The sequence below is a fragment of the Rhizobacter sp. Root404 genome (assembly GCF_001425865.1).
Classification (GTDB): Bacteria; Pseudomonadota; Gammaproteobacteria; order Burkholderiales; family Burkholderiaceae_C; genus LMDS01.
The window spans coordinates 1008071-1027474 of sequence record NZ_LMDS01000005.1 but is presented as its reverse complement, the minus strand read 5'-3'; the positions used below and the strand labels follow the sequence as shown (position 1 = coordinate 1027474).

Annotated in this window: 17 protein-coding genes and 1 tRNA gene; 14 read left to right on the top strand and 4 right to left on the bottom strand. The window is 69.0% G+C overall.

Annotated elements, in window-relative coordinates:
• Positions 1-34: 34 nt before the first annotated feature.
• From hisS to ASC76_RS18840, 12 genes are all read left to right on the top strand, one after another.
• Entirely contained in the window at positions 35-1327 is a 1293-nt protein-coding gene (gene hisS, locus ASC76_RS18895; protein WP_056469949.1) for a histidine--tRNA ligase, read from the top strand.
• 30 nt (positions 1328-1357) lie between these two features.
• Positions 1358-2032, top strand: a complete 675-nt coding sequence (locus tag ASC76_RS18890) for a tetratricopeptide repeat protein (protein ID WP_056469945.1) — start codon at positions 1358-1360, stop codon at positions 2030-2032.
• The gene (gene bamB, locus ASC76_RS18885; protein ID WP_235580516.1) at positions 2029-3150 is read left to right on the top strand and encodes an outer membrane protein assembly factor BamB; all 1122 of its coding nucleotides are present in this window, start codon (positions 2029-2031) and stop codon (positions 3148-3150) included. Before ASC76_RS18890 ends, bamB begins: the two co-directional genes overlap by 4 nt.
• Before the next feature lie 19 nt (positions 3151-3169).
• Positions 3170-4501 carry a ribosome biogenesis GTPase Der gene (gene der, locus ASC76_RS18880; RefSeq protein WP_056469942.1) on the top strand — a complete coding sequence of 444 codons (1332 nt, stop codon included), beginning with the start codon at positions 3170-3172 and terminating at the stop codon, positions 4499-4501.
• 94 nt (positions 4502-4595) lie between these two features.
• Positions 4596-4841, top strand: a complete 246-nt coding sequence (gene hfq / locus ASC76_RS18875) for an RNA chaperone Hfq (protein ID WP_056469939.1) — start codon at positions 4596-4598, stop codon at positions 4839-4841.
• A gap of 28 nt (positions 4842-4869) precedes the next feature.
• On the top strand, positions 4870-6132 hold the full coding sequence (gene hflX, locus ASC76_RS18870) for a GTPase HflX (protein WP_056469936.1): 1263 nt from the start codon (positions 4870-4872) through the stop codon (positions 6130-6132).
• Positions 6133-6134: 2 nt separating this feature from the next.
• Complete coding sequence (gene hflK, locus ASC76_RS18865; protein ID WP_235580515.1) at positions 6135-7394, top strand: FtsH protease activity modulator HflK; 1260 nt, start codon at positions 6135-6137, stop codon at positions 7392-7394.
• A 24-nt stretch (positions 7395-7418) separates the two neighbouring features.
• A complete protein-coding gene (gene hflC / locus ASC76_RS18860) occupies positions 7419-8312 on the top strand; it encodes a protease modulator HflC (RefSeq protein WP_056469928.1) in 894 nt (297 codons plus the stop codon).
• A 9-nt stretch (positions 8313-8321) separates the two neighbouring features.
• Positions 8322-8525 (top strand): DUF2065 domain-containing protein, encoded by a 204-nt coding sequence (locus tag ASC76_RS18855; protein WP_056469926.1) that lies wholly within the window; start codon positions 8322-8324, stop codon positions 8523-8525.
• A 64-nt stretch (positions 8526-8589) separates the two neighbouring features.
• The gene (locus ASC76_RS18850) at positions 8590-9753 is read left to right on the top strand and encodes an ATP phosphoribosyltransferase regulatory subunit (protein ID WP_056469925.1); all 1164 of its coding nucleotides are present in this window, start codon (positions 8590-8592) and stop codon (positions 9751-9753) included.
• Between the two features lie 49 nt (positions 9754-9802).
• The gene (locus tag ASC76_RS18845) at positions 9803-11155 is read left to right on the top strand and encodes an adenylosuccinate synthase (protein WP_235580514.1); all 1353 of its coding nucleotides are present in this window, start codon (positions 9803-9805) and stop codon (positions 11153-11155) included.
• Positions 11156-11208: 53 nt separating this feature from the next.
• A complete protein-coding gene (locus tag ASC76_RS18840) occupies positions 11209-11730 on the top strand; it encodes a phosphoribosyltransferase (protein ID WP_056469919.1) in 522 nt (173 codons plus the stop codon).
• A 96-nt stretch (positions 11731-11826) separates the two neighbouring features.
• Here the strand turns inward: ASC76_RS18840 and ASC76_RS18835 are convergent.
• Positions 11827-11911 (bottom strand) — tRNA-Leu (locus ASC76_RS18835).
• A 73-nt stretch (positions 11912-11984) separates the two neighbouring features.
• Here ASC76_RS18835 and rnr point away from each other — a divergent pair.
• Both rnr and ASC76_RS18825 read left to right on the top strand, forming a co-directional pair.
• The gene (rnr, locus tag ASC76_RS18830) at positions 11985-14210 is read left to right on the top strand and encodes a ribonuclease R (protein WP_056469916.1); all 2226 of its coding nucleotides are present in this window, start codon (positions 11985-11987) and stop codon (positions 14208-14210) included.
• A 35-nt stretch (positions 14211-14245) separates the two neighbouring features.
• Positions 14246-15154 (top strand): SDR family NAD(P)-dependent oxidoreductase, encoded by a 909-nt coding sequence (locus ASC76_RS18825; RefSeq protein ID WP_056469915.1) that lies wholly within the window; start codon positions 14246-14248, stop codon positions 15152-15154.
• Positions 15155-15173: 19 nt separating this feature from the next.
• On the opposite strand, the gene ASC76_RS18820 is transcribed toward ASC76_RS18825, so the two are convergent.
• Genes ASC76_RS18820 through ASC76_RS18810 form a run of 3 tightly spaced genes read right to left on the bottom strand, consistent with a single transcriptional unit; the run spans position 15174 to position 19347 of the window.
• Positions 15174-16664, bottom strand: coding sequence for a bifunctional ADP-dependent NAD(P)H-hydrate dehydratase/NAD(P)H-hydrate epimerase (locus ASC76_RS18820; protein ID WP_056469912.1), 1491 nt, complete (start codon positions 16662-16664; stop codon positions 15174-15176).
• Between the two features lie 5 nt (positions 16665-16669).
• Positions 16670-18025: an FAD-dependent oxidoreductase gene (locus ASC76_RS18815; protein WP_056469909.1), complete on the bottom strand. Its 1356-nt coding sequence runs from the start codon at positions 18023-18025 to the stop codon at positions 16670-16672.
• Positions 18022-19347, bottom strand: a complete 1326-nt coding sequence (locus ASC76_RS18810) for an amidase (protein WP_056469906.1) — start codon at positions 19345-19347, stop codon at positions 18022-18024. The genes ASC76_RS18815 and ASC76_RS18810 overlap by 4 nt, the downstream gene beginning before the upstream one ends.
• Positions 19348-19404 lie beyond the last annotated feature (57 nt).

The following is a 19404-nucleotide window of genomic DNA, read 5'->3' as shown; positions in this document are numbered from 1 at the left end:
GTGAATCTGCCTGTCTCTTCACGAACCTCCGAACATGGCTGAATCATTGCGCGCCGTCAAAGGCATGAACGACATCCTGCCGCCCGAGTCGGCGCGCTGGGAGTGGTTCGAATCGAAGGTGCGGGCGCTGATGGCGCGCTACGGTTATGCCAACGTGCGCACGCCGATCGTCGAACCCACCGCGCTGTTCGTGCGCGGCATCGGCGAGGTGACCGACATCGTCGAGAAGGAGATGTACTCGTTCACCGACGCGATGAACGGCGACAAGCTCACGCTGCGCCCGGAGGCCACCGCCGGCATCGTGCGCGCGATGGTCGAGCACAACGCGCTCTACAACGGGCCGATGCGGGTCTGGTCCGAGGTCTCGGTGTTCCGGCACGAGCGGCCGCAGAAGGGGCGCTATCGCCAGTTCCACCAGATCGACGTCGAGGCGCTCGGGTTCAAGGGTCCGGATGTCGATGCCGAACAGATCCTGATGTGCCGCGCGCTGCTGGTCGACCTCGGCATCCCGATGGCGAACGTCGAACTCCAGCTCAACAGCCTCGGCCAGGCCGACGAGCGTCTCGCGCACCGCGCCGCACTGGTCAAGCACTTCGAGGCGCATGCCGACATCCTCGACGAGGACGCGAAGCGCCGCCTGCACAGCAACCCGCTGCGCATCCTCGACACCAAGAATCCGGCGATGCAGGCGATGGTCGAGTCGGCGCCGCAGCTGATGGACTTCCTCGGCGAGGCCTCGCTCGCGCACCTGAACGCGGTGCGCGCGATCCTCGACGCGGTCGGACTGACCTACCGGATCAACCCGCGCCTGGTGCGCGGCCTGGACTACTACAACCTGACCGTGTTCGAGTGGGTCACGGACCTGCTCGGCTCGCAGGGGACCGTCTGCGGGGGCGGTCGCTACGACGGGCTGTTCGAGCAGCTCGGCGGCAAGCCGACGCCGGCGGTCGGCTGGGGCATGGGCATCGAGCGCATGCTGCTGCTGCTCGAGGCGGTCGGCGTGGCCGTGCCGGCCGGCGCGCCCGATGTCTTCGCCGTGGTGCCTGCAGCCGAGGCGATGCCGGTCGCGGTGGCGCTGTGCGAGACGCTGCGCAGCGCCGGGGTCAGCGTGCAGATGCATGCCGCAGGCGCCGAATCGTGGGGCAGCATGAAGAGCCAGTTCAAGCGCGCCGACGCAAGCGGCGCGCGCCATGCATTGATCTTCGGTGCAGACGAGCTCGCCCGCGGCGAGGTCGCACTCAAGAACCTGCGCGACGCCCAGGCCCCGCAGCGCACGCTGGCGCTGGCCGATGTCGCCGCGTGGGGCGCCGACCTGCGCAACGCATAATCCCGCCTTCACTGGAAAGCAACCCGTCCAATGGCCACCCATCTCGACCTCGAAGAACAAGAACAGCTCGACCAGCTGAAAGCCTTCTGGAAACGCTACGGCACCTTGCTGACCTGGGTGCTCATCGTCGTGCTCGGCGCCTATGCGGCGTGGAACGGCTGGGGTCTCTACCAGCGCGACCAGGCCGAAAAGTCGGGCGCGATGTTCGACCAGCTCGACAAGGCCGCTCAGGCGGGCGATGTCGACCAGGCGACGCGCGTCTTCGCCGACATGCAGGCGCGCTACCCGCGCACGGCCTTCACCGAGCAGGGCGGGCTGCTGGCGGCCAAGGTGCAACTCGAGAAGGGCAAGCCCGATGCCGCGCTGGCGTCGCTGGCCTGGGTCGCCGCCAATGCCAACGAGGTCGAATACCAGACGATCGCCAGACTGCGCGCCGCCGGCGTGCTGCTCGACCAGAAGAAATACGACGAGGCCTTGAAGCAACTCGACAGCGCCACCTCGCCCGAGTTCGCGGCGCTGGTCAGCGACCGACGCGGCGATGTCCTGATCGCGCAGAACAAACCCGAGGAGGCCAAGGCGGCCTATGCGAAGGCCTGGCAGGCGATGGACGCGACCGTGGGCTACCGCCGCCTGATCGACGCCAAGCTAACCGCGCTCGGGGCGGCGCCAGTCGACACCGCGGCCAGCGCCGGGAGCGTCAAGTGAGCGCCGCCCGCCTGCTGATCCGTGCGTCAGCGCTCGCGCTGGTGACCTTGCTCGCGGCTTGCGCCGGCGGCGGCAAGCCCAAGCCGGAGCCCCTGGAAGCGTTGACGCCGAAGATCGCCGCGACGGTCGCCTGGACGCAGCGTGTCGATGGCGTTCAGTTCCCCTTGACCGTGGCGGCGACCAAGGGCCAATTCACCGTCGCCGGCAACGACGGCACGGTGATGGCGCTCGACGCCGACAGCGGACGCGAGATCTGGCGCGGCACGGCCGGCGCGAAGCTCAGCGCCGGCGTGGGCAGCGATGGGCGCTACGCCGCCGTCGTGACCCGCGACGGCGAGCTGGTCGTCTTCGACCAGGGTCAGGTCAAGTGGCGCAAGCCGATGGGCGGACGCGTCACCACCGCGCCGCTCGTGGCTGGCGAGCGCGTTTTCGTGCTCGGTGTCGACCGCGGTGTGCAGGCCTTCGACGTGCTCGACGGCCGCAAGCTCTGGGTGCTGCAACGCCCCGGCGACCCGCTGACGCTGGCGCAGTCCGGCGTGCTGGCCGCGTTCAAGGACACGCTGATCGTCGGGCAAGGCCCGCGCATGGCCGGGGTCGATCCGCTGCGCGGCACGGTGCGCTGGGACGTGGCGGTCGGCTCGCCGCGCGGCGCGAACGAGATCGAGCGCCTGGCCGACCTGGTCGGCCCTCCGGTGCGCAACGGCGACATGGTCTGTGCGCGCTCGTTCCAGGCGGCGGTCGGCTGCGTGAACGCGGAGCGCGGCCTGCTCGGCTGGAGCCGCAACGGCGGCGGCACCGATGCGATCGGCGGCGATGCGCAGTTCCTGTTCGGCGGCGACGCCTCCGACCGCCTGACCGCGTGGAAGGCCGAGAGCGGTGAAACCGCCTGGTCCAGCGACAAGCTGCTGTATCGCACGCTGAGCGCGCCGGCGGTCTTCAACAAGTCGGTCGTGTTCGGCGACGAGGACGGCACCTTGCATTGGCTGAACCGCGAGACCGGCGAGGCGCAGCTGCGCTCGACGACCGACGGGGGCCCGATCAGCGTGCAGCCCGTGGTCTCGGGCACCACGATGCTGGTCGTCACGCGCAAGGGCGGCCTGTTCGCCTTCCGCCAGTAAGCGCACGACGCCGCGCCCGATGAAACCCGTCATCGCCCTGGTGGGCCGGCCCAATGTCGGCAAGTCCACCCTGTTCAACCGGATGACGAAGAGCCGCGATGCGATCGTGGCCGACTTCGCCGGGTTGACCCGTGATCGTCATTACGGCGACGGGCGCAGTGGCGAACACGAGTTCATCGTCGTCGACACCGGCGGCTTCGAGCCGGACAGCACGACCGGCATCGTCAAGGAGATGGCCAAGCAGACGCGCCAGGCCGTCGCCGAGGCCGATGCGGTGATCTTCGTCGTCGACGTGCGCTCGGGGGTCTCGGGACAGGATCACGACATCGCGCGCTACCTGCGCACGGTCGGCAAGAAGGTGATCCTCGCGGTCAACAAGGCCGAGGGCATGCAGGAGTCGCCGCTGCTCGGCGAGTTCTACGAGCTCGGCCTCGGCGAGCCGCACCCGATCTCGGCGGCGCACGGCCAGGGCATCCGCAGCCTGACCGAGGCGGCGCTGGCGCAATTCGAGTTCGAGGACGAGGACGAGGCGACGCCGGAGGACGGCGGGCCGATCCGCCTGGCGGTGGCGGGGCGGCCGAACGTCGGCAAGTCCACGCTGATCAACACCTGGCTCGGCGAGGAGCGCCTGGTCGCGTTCGACCAGCCCGGCACCACGCGCGATGCGATCACGGTGCCGTTCGAGCGCGGCGGCCAGAAATTCGAACTGATCGACACCGCGGGCCTGCGCCGTCGCGGCAAGGTGTTCGAGGCGATCGAGAAGTTCTCGGTCGTCAAGACGCTGCAGGCGATCGCGGATGCCAACGTCGTGCTGCTGCTGCTGGACGCGACGCAGGGCGTGACCGACCAGGACGCACACATCGCCGGCTACATCCTCGAGAGCGGACGCGCGGTCGTGGTGGCCGTGAACAAGTGGGACGCGGTCGACGCATACCAGAAGGAGACGCTCCAGCGCTCGATCGAGCAGCGCCTGTCCTTCCTGAAGTTCGCCGCGGTGCTGCACATCTCGGCGATCAAGCGGCAAGGCCTCGGTCCGGTCTGGAAGGCGATTGCCGATGCGCACGCGTCGGCGATCAAGAAGATGCCCACGCCGGTGCTCACCCGGCTGCTGCAGGAGGCCGTCGAGCATCAGGCGCCGAAGCGGGCAGGGGCGTTCCGCCCGAAGCTGCGCTACGCGCACCAGGGCGGCATGAATCCGCCGCTGATCGTGATCCACGGCAACTCGCTGGACCACATCACCGAGACCTACAAGCGCTTCCTCGAAGGGCGGTTCCGCGAGCACTTCAAGCTCACCGGCACGCCGATGCGCATCGAGTTGCGGTCGTCGAAAAATCCGTTCGACAAGGACTGACCGCGGCGGCCCGGGGCAAAGCCCCCAAACTTGCTGCGCCGCGTCATCGCTGTGTTAACGTGACCTCTTCTGAAGCTTCATCACGGAGAATATCGTGAGCAACAAAGGGCAACTCCTACAAGACCCATTCCTGAACCTGCTGCGCAAGGAGCACGTTCCGGTTTCGATCTACCTCGTCAACGGGATCAAATTGCAAGGCCACATCGAGTCGTTCGATCAATACGTGGTGCTGTTGCGCAATACCGTGACGCAGATGGTCTACAAGCACGCGATCTCGACCGTCGTGCCGGGCCGCGCGGTGAACTTCCACGCCGCCGAGCCGACGGATCCGGCCGCTTGAGCGCGACAACCGCCATCCTCGCATCCCCTTGAGTTCGACCGATTCGACTGCCCCCAAGGGGTTGGACAACCCTGCCCGGGCGATCCTGGTGGGCGTGGACTTCGGTCGCGGCAAGGCGTTCGACGACACCCTCGACGAACTCGCGTTGCTGGCCGAATCGGCCGGCGACATTGCGGTGGAGCGCGTGATCGCGCGCCGCAAGGCGCCGGACGCCGCGCTGTTCGTCGGCTCGGGAAAGGCCGACGAGATCAAGGCGCTGGTGCAGGCGCACCAAGCCGACGCGGTGCTGTTCGACCAGGCCTTGTCACCCGCCCAGCAGCGCAACCTCGAGAAGCACCTCGGTGTGGCCGTGGCCGACCGCACGATGCTGATCCTCGAAATCTTCGGCGAGCGCGCGCAGAGCCACGAGGGCAAGTTGCAGGTCGAACTTGCGCGCCTGCAGTACCTGTCGACGCGCCTGGTGCGCCGCTGGAGCCATCTGGAGCGCCAGAGCGGCGGCATCGGCATGCGCGGCGGCCCGGGCGAGGCGCAGATCGAGCTCGACCGGCGGATGATTGGCGAGCGCATCAAGGCGGTGAAGAAGCAGTTGGAGCGCGTCAAGAAGCAGCGCAGCACCCAGCGCCGCTCGCGCGAGCGCAACCAGACCTTCCGCGTCTCGCTGGTCGGCTACACCAATGCCGGCAAGTCGACCTTGTTCAACGTGCTCGTCAATGCCAAGGCCTATGCCGCCGACCAGTTGTTCGCGACGCTGGACACGACGACCCGGCAGCTGCACCTGGACGGCGTGTCGCGATCGATCTCGCTCAGCGACACGGTCGGCTTCATCCGCGAGCTGCCGCACAAGTTGATCGAAGCGTTCGAAGCGACCTTGCAGGAGGCCAACGATGCCGACCTGCTGCTGCACGTGGTCGACTGCGCCAGCCCGGTGCTCGCCGAGCAGATGGCCGAGGTCGAGCGCGTGCTGGCCGAGATCGGCGCCGCCGACATCCCGCAGGTGCTGGTCTTCAACAAGCTCGACCGCCTCGAGGACACCCAGCGCCCGCGCGAATTGCGCGACGTGCTCGAGCTCGGCGCGGGCCGGCGCGTGCCCCGCGTGTTCGTCAGCTCGCGCACCGGCGAAGGACTGCCGCTGTTGCGCCAGATCCTGACCGAAGCCATCGGCGGCACGCTCGAGGGCTTCTTGAATAGCCGCGAAGCAGCCCCAAGTGACATCCGCCTGTCGCACGCGGCCGACGACGAAGGCGAACCGACCGACCCGGCGCCATCGGCCCCTCATCACACCCTTGCATGACCATGAGCGACACGACTCCCCCAGGCCGCTTCCGGCGCCTGCGCACGCACGCTGCAGGCTGGCTTCTCAACAGCGGCGGCCGCGGCGATGGTCCGCCGGATCTCGACGAACTCTGGCGTGACTTCAACCGCAAGCTCAGCGGCCTGTTCGGCGGCAAGGGTGGCGGCAACACGCCGCGCGGCAACGGCTCGGGCGACAACAACGGCAACGGCGGCGGCCCCAACTTCCAGCCCGACATGAAGAGCGCCGGCATCGGCGTCGGCCTGGTGGCCGGCGTCGTCGCGCTGATCTGGCTCGGCAGCGGCTTCTTCATCGTGCAGGAAGGGCAGCAGGCGGTCGTCACCTCGTTCGGCAAGTACAGCCATACGGCCGACGCCGGCTTCCAGTGGCGCATGCCGTACCCGTTCCAGGCCAACGAGATCGTCAATTTCACCCAGCTGCGTTCGACCGAAGTCGGCCGCAACGCGGTGATCGCGGCCACCGGCCTGCGCGACTCGTCGATGCTGACGCAGGACGAGAACATCGTCGACATCCGCTTCACCGTGCAGTACCGGTTGAAGGACGCGCGCGCTTTCCTGTTCGAGAACCGGGATCCGGAATCGGCCGTCACGCTGGCCGCCGAGTCCGCGGTGCGTGAGATTGTCGGCAAGAGCAAGATCGATTCGGTGCTGTACGAGCAACGCGACGCGATTGCGACCGAGCTCGCCAAGTCGGTGCAGGGCCAGCTCGACCGGCTGAAGGCCGGCATCGTCGTGGTCAACATCAACGTGCAGAGCGTGCAGCCGCCCGAGCAGGTGCAGGCCGCGTTCGAGGACACGCTCAAGGCCGGCCAGGACGGCGACCGCCTGAAGAAGGAGGGCCTGGCCTACGCGAGCGACGTGATTCCGAAGGCGCAGGGCACCGCCGCGCGGCTGCGCGAGGAAGCCCAGGGCTACAAGGCCAGCATGACGTCCAAGGCCGAAGGTGATGCGCAGCGCTTCGCCAGCGTGTTGACCGAGTACCAGAAGGCGCCCGCCGTGACGCGCGACCGCATGTACCTCGACACCATGCAGCAGGTCTACTCGAACGTCAGCAAGGTCATGATCGACGTGCGCAACAACTCGAACCTGCTGTACCTGCCGCTCGACAAGCTGCTGCAGCAGACGGCGGCCACGCCGACCGGTGCGACAGCCGTGCCCGCCCCGGAAACCGCACCGCCGCCCGCCGCCGCCGATTCGCGCTCGCGTGACAACGCGCGCAGCCGCGACCGCGAGAGCCGCTGAGTCGCGAAGAAGGAGAACAAGAACATGAATCGTCTCGTCCTGATCGTCGGTGGCCTGCTGCTCGCGCTGATGCTGCTGTCGTCGACGCTGTTCGTCGTCGACCAGCGCCAGGTGGCGGTGGTCTATGCGCTCGGTGAAATCAAGGAAGTGATCCAGGAACCGGGCCTGAAGTGGAAGCTGCCGCCGCCGTTCCAGAACGTCGTCTTCCTCGACCGCCGCATCCAGACCATGGACAGCCCGGAGACCCGCCCGATCTTCACCGCCGAGAAGAAGAGTCTGGTGATCGACTGGCTGGTCAAGTGGCGCATCACCGACCCGCGCCAGTTCATCCGCAACAACGGCTCCGACATGAAGAGCCTGGAGACGCGGCTGAGCCCGATCGTGCACGCCGCCTTCAACGAGGAAGTGACCAAGCGCACCGTCGGCGAGGTGCTGTCCAGCGGGCGCGACAAGGTCATGCAGGACGTGCGCGGCCGCCTGACCGACGAGGCCAAGTCGTTCGGCATCGAGATCCTCGACGTGCGCATCAAGCGGGTCGACTTCGTCGCGAACATCACCGATTCGATCTACAGCCGCATGGCGTCCGAGCGCAAGCAGGTCGCCAACCAGTTGCGTGCGACCGGTGGCGCCGAAGGCGAGAAGATCCGCGCCGACGCCGATCGGCAGCGCGAAGTGATCGTCGCCGAGGCCTACCGCGACGCGCAGAAGATCAAGGGCGAGGGCGATGCGAAGGCTTCCGCGATCTTCGCCGACGCGTTCGGCCGCGACCCGCAATTCGCCAAGTTCTACCGCAGCCTCGAGGCCTACCGCGCGAGCTTCCGCAACAAGTCGGACGTGATGGTGGTCGACCCGAGCAGCGACTTCTTCCAGTCGATGCGCGGCAGCGCCACGGCGCCGGCGGCTGCGGCCAAGAAGTAGGCGGCCGTCGTGGGGTCGCCGGGCCTGGCCGACCTGCTGTTCGGCGCGTTCGCGCTGATGCTGGTGATCGAAGGCCTGCTGCCGTTCATCAGCCCGCCACGCTGGCGTTCGGTGTTCGAGAAGGCGCTGCAGATGAGCGATGGCCAGATCCGCTTCATCGGTCTGTCGAGCATGCTCGCCGGGATCGCGATGCTCTACGTGTTCCTGACTTGAGCCGGCCCGTCCGGGCGTGGAGGGCGCCGGTACAATGCCGTTTTTAACCCCCCGGCGTTTCCACATGTCCTCTGCTTGGCTGCTGCCCGAGCACATTGCCGATGTCCTGCCCGCCCAGGCGCGGCACATCGAAGAGCTCCGTCGCGGGCTGATCGACGTGGCTCGCAGCTATGGCTGCGAGCTCGTGATGCCGCCGCTGCTGGAGCACGTCGAGTCGCTGCTGTCCGGCGCGAGCCGCACGTTGGACCTGAAGACCTTCAAGCTCGTCGACCAGCTCAGCGGCCGCACGCTCGGGCTGCGCTCGGACAGCACGTTGCAGGTCGCGCGCATCGACGCGCACCTGCTGAACCGGGCCGGTGTGACGCGCCTGTGCTACTGCGGCCCGGTGCTGCATGCGTTGCCCGACGGGCTGCACGCGACCCGCGAGCCGCTCCAGTTCGGCGCCGAGATCTACGGCCATGGCGGTCTCGAGGCCGACCTCGAGGTGCAGGACCTGACGCTCGACTGCCTGCGCAGTGCCGGTTTGGCGGGCGTGATGCTCGATCTCGGCGACGCGCGCATCCTGCGCGGCTTGCTGTCCGGTGTGATGGTCGGTGCCGAGCAGCTCGGTGAGGTCTACGCGGCGCTGGCCGCGAAGGATGCCGCGGCGCTGCGCGAGTTGGCGCGCGGGTTTCCGGCCGAGGTGCGGCAGGCGCTGCAGACCCTGGTGTCGCTGTACGGCGGCATCGAGGTGCTGGACCTGGCGCGGCGCACGTTGCCGGCGCGCCCGCTGGTGCAGGCCGCGCTCGACGACCTGCAATGGCTCGCGCAGCGGGTCACGCAATCGCATCCCGAAGTGACGCTGGGCTTCGACCTGGCCGACATCGGCGGTAACGGCTACTACAGCGGCGTGCGCTTCGCGGCGTACGCGGCAGGGTCGCCGGATGCGGTGGCGCGCGGCGGTCGCTACGACGAAGTCGGCGCGGCGTTCGGGCGCAACCGCGCGGCCGTCGGGTTCAGCCTCGATCTGAAAAGCCTGGCCGCGATCGCGCCGGCGCGGCCGTTGCACGCCGCGATCCGCGCGCCGTGGGCCGAGGACGCGGCGCTGCGCGCCAAGGTGCGCAGCCTGCGCGAGCAGGGCGAGACCGTGTCGCGCGTGCTGCCCGGTCATGAAGACGAAGCGCAGGAGTTCGCGTGCGATCGCGAACTCGTGCTGGCCCAGGGCGAATGGGTGGTGCGCGCGCTCTGAGCGCGGCACCGCACGCCCCCACAAGAATCAGTTTCCTGGACGATCCGACATGCAAGCAATGAACTCCGGTACCGGCACGAAAGCGGCTGGCCACAACGTCGTCGTCGTCGGCACCCAATGGGGCGACGAGGGCAAGGGCAAGGTCGTCGACTGGCTGACCGACCACGCGCAGGCCGTGGTGCGCTTCCAGGGCGGCCACAACGCGGGCCACACGCTCGTGATCAAGGGCATCAAGACGGCGCTGCAGCTGATTCCGTCCGGGATCATGCGCGACGGTGTCGCCTGCTACATCGGCAATGGCGTTGTTGTCGATCCGACGCACCTGCTCGGCGAGATCGAGCGGCTCGAGAAGATCGGCGTCGAGGTGCGCTCGCGGCTGTTCATCAGCGAATCGTGTCCGCTGATCCTGCCGTTCCACGTCGAGGTCGACAAGGCCCGCGAGGCGCTGCGCGAGACCAGCGGCGCCGGCAAGATCGGCACCACCGGCAAGGGCATCGGCCCGGCCTACGAGGACAAGGTCGCGCGCCGCGCGCTGCGCGTGCAGGACCTGAAGCACCCCGAGCGCTTCGCGAAGAAGTTGCGCGAGCTCGTCGAACTGCACAACTACGCGCTGTCGGGCTACCTGAAGTCGAAGCCGCTCGAATTCCAGCCGATCTTCGATCACGCGATGGCGGTGGCGGAGCAGCTCAAGCCGATGATGGCCGACGTCGGCTACATCCTGCACAACGCCAACCGCAACGGCGCCAACATCCTGTTCGAGGGCGCGCAAGGCACGCTGCTCGACATCGACCACGGCACCTACCCGTACGTCACGTCGAGCAACTGCGTGGCCGGCAACGCGGCGGCCGGCGCCGGCGTCGGCCCGGACCTGCTGCACTACATCCTCGGCATCACCAAGGCCTACACCACGCGGGTCGGCAGCGGCCCGTTCCCGACCGAGCTCGACATGGACGTGCCGGGCAGCGTCGGCCACCACCTGTCGACCGTCGGCCAGGAACGCGGCACCGTCACCGGCCGGCCGCGCCGCTGCGGCTGGCTCGACGCCGCGCTGCTGAAGCGCTCGGTCATCATCAACGGCATTTCGGGGCTGTGCATCACCAAGCTCGACGTGCTGGACGGCCTGCCGGAGATCAAGGTCTGCGTCGGCTACGAACTGCACGGCGAGCGCATCGACATCCTGCCGCTCGACGCCGACGACATCGTCGCCTGCGTCCCGATCTACGACACCTTCGAGGGCTGGACCGAAACCACTTTCGGCATCACCGAATGGGACAAGCTGCCGGTGAACGCGCGGCGCTATCTCGAGCGCGTGCAGGGCCTGATCGGTGCGCCGATAGACATGGTCTCGACCGGCCCCGACCGCGAGCACACGATCCTGTTGCGGCATCCGTACAAGGACTGATGCGCACCCCTTATGCTCCGACCGAATCAACCTCAGTCTGAAGGACCCGACGCATGCTGACCGACGACGGCAAACACCTGTACGTGAGCTGGGACGAGTACCACATGCTCATCGAGCGCCTGGCGCTGAAGATCGCCGGTTCGGGCTGGGAGTTCGACCAGATCCTGTGCCTGGCGCGCGGTGGCATGCGCCCGGGTGACGTGCTCTCGCGGGTGTTCGACAAGCCGCTGGCGATCATGTCGACCAGTTCCTACCGCGCCGAGGCCGGCACGATCCAGGGCCGTCTGGACCTGGCGAAGTACATCACGATGCCCAAGGGCGAACTCGCCGGGCGCGTGCTGCTGGTCGACGACCTGTCCGACTCCGGCGTGACGCTGCGCGCGGTGGTCGACCGGCTGCGCGGCATGCCGTCCATCAGCGAACTGCGCTCGGCGGTGATCTGGACCAAAGGCGTCTCGAGCTACACGCCCGACTACTTCGTCGAATTGCTGGCCACGAGCCCGTGGATCCACCAGCCGTTCGAGGAGTACGACGACATGCGGCCCGACGCGCTCGCCAAGAAATTCGTCATCTGAACCCCGGTTCTGAACCAACACCTCGACGAGCCAATGAAAAAGGCCACCTTGCGGCGGCCTTCATCACGTATCGACTTCTATTTCACTGATCCATCTTGGTGCCCAGGAAGGGACTCGAACCCCCACGGAGTTACCCGCTAGTACCTGAAACTAGTGCGTCTACCAATTCCGCCACCTGGGCATTTCAGGAAGTCTCGGACTATATCATCAAAACAAACACATTGAAAACAACCAACCCCGTCGGCAACGAATTGATGGTCGAAGTGGAGGGCACGGTGCAAGGCCACCGCGACGGCCACGGCTTCGTCGTGCGCGACGACCGCCAGGCCGACCTCTACCTGTCGCAACAGGAAATGCGCGCGGTGCTGCACCGCGACCGCGTCAAGGCGCGCATCGTGCGCTACGACCGCAAAGGCCGCCCCGAAGGCCGCGTGCTGGAAATCCTCGAGCGCAAGAAGGCGCCGATCATCGGCCGGCTGCTGCACGAAAGCGGCGTCTGGCTCGTCGCCCCCGAAGACAAGCGCTACGGGCAGGACATCCTGATCCCGAAGAACGCGATCGCGAATGCAACCGCGGGGCAGGTGGTCGCCATCGAGCTGACCGAGTCGCCCTCGATGTACTCGCAGCCTGTGGGCCGCGTGACCGAGGTGCTCGGCGAGATCGACGACCCCGGCATGGAGATCGAGATCGCGGTGCGCAAGTACGAGGTGCCGCACCAGTTCTCGCCGGCCACGCTGGCGCAGGCGGCCGGCTTGCCGGACAAGATCCGTGCGGTCGACCGCAAGGGCCGGATCGACCTGACCGACGTCGCGCTGGTCACGATCGACGGCGAGGACGCACGCGACTTCGACGACGCCGTGTACTGCGAGCCCGCCAAGATCGGCCGGGTCAAGAACAACAACGGCTGGCGCCTGATCGTCGCGATCGCCGACGTGAGCCACTACGTGAAGCCCGGCGAGCCGATCGACGACGACGCCTACGAGCGCGCCACGTCGGTCTACTTCCCGCGCCGCGTGATCCCGATGCTGCCTGAAAAGCTGAGCAACGGCCTGTGTTCGCTGAACCCGTACGAAGACCGCCTCGCGATGGTCTGCGACATGCTGATCACCGCCAGCGGCGAGATCCATGCGTACCAGTTCTATCCGTCGATCATCTGCTCGCACGCCCGCTTCACCTACAACGAGGTCGCCGCGATCCTTGCGAACACCCGCGGCCCCGAAGCCGCGAAGCGCAAGGAGCTGGTGCCCGACCTGCTGAACCTGCACGAGGTCTACCGTGCACTCCTCAAGGAGCGCAACAAGCGGGGAGCGATCGATTTCGAGACCACCGAGACGCAGATCGTCTGCGACGAGAACGGCCGGATCGAGAAGATCGTCCCGCGCACCCGCACCGAGGCCCACAAGCTGATCGAAGAGGCGATGCTTGCGGCCAACGTCTGCTCGGCCGATTTCATCGAGCGCTCCAAGCACCCGTCGCTGTACCGCGTGCACGAAGGGCCGACGCCGGAAAAGAAGACGCTGCTGCAGAACTACCTGCGCGCGCTCGGCCTGGGCCTGTCCATCGGCGACGACCCGAAGCCCGGCGAGTTCCAGGCGATCGCGCACGCGACCAAGGACCGCCCCGACGCGATGCAGATCCACACCATGCTGCTGCGCTCGATGCAGCAGGCGATCTACACCGGGATCAACAGCGGCCACTTCGGTCTCGCGTACGAGGCCTACACCCACTTCACGAGCCCGATCCGGCGCTATCCCGACCTGCTGGTGCACCGCGTGATCAAGGCGCTGCTGGGCGGCAAGCGCTACCACCTCGTCACCGGCGCCAGCAACCCGGCGCCGAGCAACCGCAAGACGACCAAGCCCGCGCGCCAGGCCACCGCCGAAGAAGAAAAGTGGGAAGTCGCCGGCGTGCATTGCAGCGTCAACGAGCGCCGTGCCGACGAGGCTTCTCGCGACGTCGAAGCCTGGCTGAAGTGCCGCTACATGCGCGAGCATCTCGGCGAGGAATACGGCGGCACCGTCAGCGCCGTGGCGAGCTTCGGCCTGTTCGTGCAGCTCGACGGGCTGTACGTCGAAGGCCTGGTCCACATCACCGAGCTCGGCGGCGAGTACTACCGCTTCGACGAGGTGCGCCAGGAGCTGCGCGGCGAGCGCAGCGGCGTGCGCTACGTGGTCGGCTCGCGCGTGCGGGTGCAGGTCAGCCGCGTCGATCTCGACGGGCGCAAGATCGACTTCCGCATGGTCCGCGATGGCGATGACGACGCCACCCTGCTGCGCTCCAAGCGCGACAAGGCCAATGCGACGGCCGCCAGCGAACTGGCCCACGTCAAGGAGACCGATCGCGCCGTCAAGGCGGTGACCAAGAAAAAGGCGCAGAAGGCGCGCGGCGGCCCGGCGACGCATCCGGTGCGTGCGGCCAAGGCCGTGGCGCGCAAGTCGGGCGGGCGTGCTTCCGGCGGCAAGTCGTCGACGCGCCGCTGACCCCATCCGCGATCCATCCACAACCGAGAAGACAGATGACGATTCGATTTGACGGCCGCGTGGCCATCGTGACCGGCGCCGGTGGCGGCCTGGGCCGGCAACATGCCCTGGCGCTCGCGGCGCGCGGCGCCAAGGTGGTCGTGAACGACCTGGGCGGCACGCTCGACGGCACCGGCGGCACGCCCAAGGCCGCGCAGGCGGTGGTCGACGAGATCCGCGCCGCCGGTGGCGAAGCCATTGCCAGCGGCGCGTCGGTGACCGACTTCGCCGCGGTGCAGGCCATGGTCGACGAGACGGTGAAGGCCTGGGGCCGCGTCGACATCTTGGTCAACAACGCCGGCATCCTGCGCGACAAGAGCTTCACGAAGATGGCGCTCGACGATTTCCGCCTCGTCGTCGAGGTCCATCTGATGGGCGCGGTCAACTGCACCAAGGCGGTGTGGGACGTGATGCGCGCGCAAAACTACGGCCGCATCGTGATGACGACGTCGTCGAGCGGCCTGTACGGCAACTTCGGCCAGTCGAACTACGGCGCCGCGAAGATGGCGCTGGTGGGCCTGATGCAGACGCTGTCGATCGAGGGTGCGAAGAACGACATCCGCGTCAACTGCCTCGCGCCGACGGCGGCTACGCGCATGACCGAGAACCTGATGCCCGAGGCGGTGCTCAACCTGCTGAAGCCGGAAGCCGTCACGCCAGGGCTGCTCGCGCTCGTCGCCGAGGACGCGCCGACCCGCGCGATCCTGTGCGCTGGCGCGGGGTCTTTCGAGCGCGCGCACGTCACGCTGACGCAGGGCGTGTTCGTCGGCCTGCCGGACGACGCCGCCGAGCAGGTCGCGGCGCAGTTCGACGCGCTGTCCGATCGCGGCGACGAGACGGTGCCGGCCAGCGGCAACGCGCAGGGCACGCTCGAGACCGGCAAGGCCATGCGCGCGCTCGGCTGAGCCGCGTCGAACCGCCGGGTCAGCGGGCGCCGAGGCGCTCGATCAAGGCGGCGGCGCGCAGCGCGCCCGCGGGGGCCGGCTCCGCAGCGGCACCATGCTCCGCGACGGCCTGGCGCGCGACCGCGAACGCCGTCGCCGCTTCGGCCCCCGTCGGTCGCTGCGCCCATCGGCCGCCGAGCCAGCCGGCCAGCACATCGCCGGTTCCGGCCGTGGCGAGCGCCGCATTGCCGGTCCCGTTGATGCGCGGCGTCTCGCCCGGCGCTGCGATCACGCTGCCCGAACCTTTCAGCACGACGACGCAGGCGAAGCGGCGCGCGAGTTCGCGAGCGGCCTGCAGCCGGTCCGCCTGCACCTCGGCGGCCGTTGCGCGCAGCAGGCGCGCCGCCTCGAGCGGGTGCGGAGTCAGCACCGTGGCCAGGCCCCGGCGGTCCCGTGCCACGAGCAGGGCTTCGAGCGTCGCATCGTTGGCCAGGGCGTTCAATGCATCGGCGTCGAGCACGAGCCGGCGCGCGCCGCTCAGCAGGCGCGGCAGCGGGGCGCGCGCCGCATCGCCGCCGCCGCAGCCGCACACGACGGTCGTGCGGGCGAGGACGTCGGCCCCGCCGGCGAGCCAGTCGGTGCGGAACATCAGTTCGGGGTACGCGCCATCGACGCGCAGCGCGCCCGCGGAGCGGTCGAGCAATTGCACGTAGACCCGTCCTGCGCCGGCCGCGTGCGCGGCGCGCGCCGCGAGCAGCGCCGCCCCACCCATGCCGGGTGCGCCGCCGACCACCGCCACATCGCCGAAGCTGCCCTTGTGCTGGGCATGGCGTCGCGCGGCGACCGGCGTCACGCCGGACAGCCACGCGTCGGGCAGGAGCGCGCCGGCATCGACGCCGAGCGTCTCCAGCCAGACCGAGCCGGCGTGGTCGCGGCCGGCGCCGGTGAACAGGCCGGGCTTGAGGGTCAGCAGCGCGAGCGTGGCCGATGCCGTGACGCACGCGTCGCCCAGTGGCTGACCGGTGCGCGGGTGCAGGCCGGACGGCAGATCGACCGCCAGGACCGGGCAGGCGAGCCGGTTCAGCGCGCCGATGCCCTGTGCCACCAGCCCGCCCGGCGCGCGGTTCGCACCGACGCCCAGCAGGGCATCGATCGCCAGCTGCGGCAGTGCGTCCGGCGTGGGCGAGGTCACGATCGACACGCCCGCGGCCCTGGCGCGGGCGAATGCGTCCGCCGCATCGGCCGGCAGCGTGGCGGCGTCGCCGAACATCGAGACCACGACCTGCTTGCCCCATTGCCGCAAATGGACCGCGGCCGCCAGGCCATCGCCGCCGTTGTTGCCGGGGCCGGCCGCGATCCAGATCCGCGAGGCGTGCGGCGCGAGCGCCAGCGCGAGCCGCGCGACGGCCTCACCCGCCCGCTGCATCAACGTGTGCGGTGGCAGCACCGCGCTCGCCTGCTGCTCGAGCACGCGGGTCTGCGGCGCGTCGAGCAGCGGGAGTTCGCCGGTCGGGGGCAGCACCGGGCGCATCGTGTTCAGCCTCGCAGGCGATCGATGCCGAGCCCGTCGACATCGATCGCCGGAGCACGTCCGGCGATCGAGTCCGCGAGCACGCGCGCCGAACCGCACGACAGCGCCCAGCCGCTCGAGCCGTGGCCCAGGTTGACCCACACGCCTTCGACGCCGCTGCGCCCGAGCACCGGGGGGCCGTCCGGCATCATCGGCCGCGCGCCTTTCCAGACCTGCGCCTGGTTCAGTTGCGTGCAGCCCGGGAACCAATCGTGCAGCACTTTGTAGAGGGTCTCGATCGCACGCGGATCGTGGCGCTCGGCCGGGCCGCCGATCTCGGCGCTCCCCGCGACGCGAACCCGCGCCCCGAGCCGGCTGATCGCGACCTTGTAGCGTTCGTCCATCAGCGCGGCGCGCGGGCCGATGTCCCCATGCGCATCGATGCGGCGCAGCGGCACGGTGAGCGAGTAGCCGTAGACCGCCTGCATCGGCAGCCCCAGGCCGAGAGGGCGCAGGAGCGGGGCCGAATCGAGCGCCGCGCACACGGCCACCGCGTCGAAGCGCTCGGTGACAGGATCGAGCGCCATCGGCTGGGTGTCCTGCGCGTCGACGGGTGCGGTCTCGGCACTTCCCGCGTGCGTGATCGCGGTCGCGGCGTCCTCAGGCGGCGCGTATCGATGCACGACCTGCGGCGCCGCGCCGGCCAGGATCTGCTGGACCACGGTGTGGAAGCGAAAGCGCACGCCGATGCGTTGCGCCTCGGCACGCAGCAGCGTGGTGAACTGGCGGCAGTTGCCGACCTCGTCGTCCGGCAGGTACACGCCGCCGTGCAGCGGGGTCTCGTCGCACAGGCCCGGCTCGACGGCGCGGCACTGCGCGGCGTCGAGCGTCTCGTACCGGGTGTTGAGTTCGGTCAACGACGCCAGACCGGGCCGGACCATTGCCAGGTCCTTGGCGGTGCGCAGCAGGACCAGGTAGCCGCTGCCACGCTCGTAGTCGAGCTTCAGGTCCCGCGTGAGGCGGTGCAACCGCTCGCGGCTGAAGAAGGCGAGGCGCTGCATCCGCAAGCGATTGGCTTGGTACGTGCCCAGTTCGCAGGCTCGCCACCAGCGCCACATCCAGCCGATCTCGCCGAGACTCAAGCCGGCGTGCACACGCACCGGCGCATGGCGACTCAGCAGGTGGCCGAGCACCTTCCTGGGCATGCCGGGTGCGGCCCACGGCGTGACATAGCCCGGCGCCACGACGCCGGCGTTCGCGAAGCTGGTTTCCGCGGCGACGCTGCCGCGGCGCTCGAACACCGTCACCTCGTGGCCGTCGGCAGCCAGTTCGTAGGCCGTGGTCACCCCGATGACGCCGGCACCGATCACCGCGACCCTCATGCGCCGACCACCGCGAGCACGGCCTCGATCGCGAGCGAAGCGTCGAGCACGGTGTCGTCCTTCAACGCACCGGCCCAGACCATCAGGCCGACAGGCATCTCGCCGGCGGCGTGGCACGGCAGCGAGAGCGCGCAGCCATCGAGCATGTTGACGACCGACGGGTTGCGCAGCAGCAGCATGTTGGTCGCGAAGAACGCGTCGTCGCTGGCCACCAGCGGTGCTATCGCCGGGGCGACGATCGGCACGGTCGGGCTCAGCATCGCATCGAATCCGCGCATCGTCGTCTCCATCGTCGCGATCCACGCGCGGCGCGCGTGAAGCAGGTCGATGTAGTCCGCCGCGCTCAAGGCCTCGCCGCGACGGATGCGCGCCGCGACGCGCGGGTCGTACTCGGCCTCGCGCGCCGCGAGCAGATGGCGGTGCCAGGCCCAGGCCTCGGGCGGCGAAAAGCTCGGCGGCACACTGGCGAGCGCGGGCAGGGCGATCTCCTCGATCTGTGCGCCGGCCGCTCGCAGCGTCGCGAGCGAGCGATCGAACGCGCGTTGCACCGTCGCGTCCAGTCCGTCGAGCATCGATGTGGTGGGCACCGCGAAGCGCAGCGACGCTGTGGGCCGACCCGACCGCGTGACGCGGCGATCCGCCAGCACCTCGTGCAGCAGCACCGCATCGCGCACCGAGCGGGTGATCGCGCAGACGGTGTCGAGCGTCGTCGACAGCGGGATCGCGCCCTCGGTCGGCGTGAGCCGCGCGGTGTTCTTGAAGCCGACCAGGCCTTGCAGTGCCGCCGGAATGCGGATCGACCCGCCGGTGTCGGAGCCGAGGGCGGCCCACGCGGCCCCGGTGGCAACCGACACGCCGCCGCCGGAGGTCGAGCCGCCGGGAATGCGCGGTTCGTCGTCGAGCAGGCGCGTCACCGGATTCGCCGGCGTCCCGAAATGCGGGTTGATGCCGACGCCCGAGAACGCGAACTCGGACATGTTGGTGCGGCCGATTGGCGCGGCGCCGGCCGCGCGCAGGCGGGCGACGGCCGGGCAGTCGGCTGCGGCCGGTGCGGCGGAGGCGAGCACGGTCGAACCGGCGGCGGTGATCTCGCCGCGCACATCGAACAGGTCCTTGATGCTGACCGCCAGGCCGCCGAGCGCGGGCATCGGGGCACCCGCGAGGCGGGCCGCGTCGGCGGCGTCCGAGGCCCGCCGGGCAGCGTCGAAGGACGTCGAGACGAAGGTGTGTCGGTTGGCGGCGGATTGCGCCGCGTGAATGCAGGATTCCAGCAAGGCGGGTGCGTTGCCTTGCTCCAGCGAGCCGGTCAGGTCAGGTGTCATGGGGGTGCTATACTTGATTGGCTTGGCTCATTCCGAGTCAAGTTAATCGCGAACCGG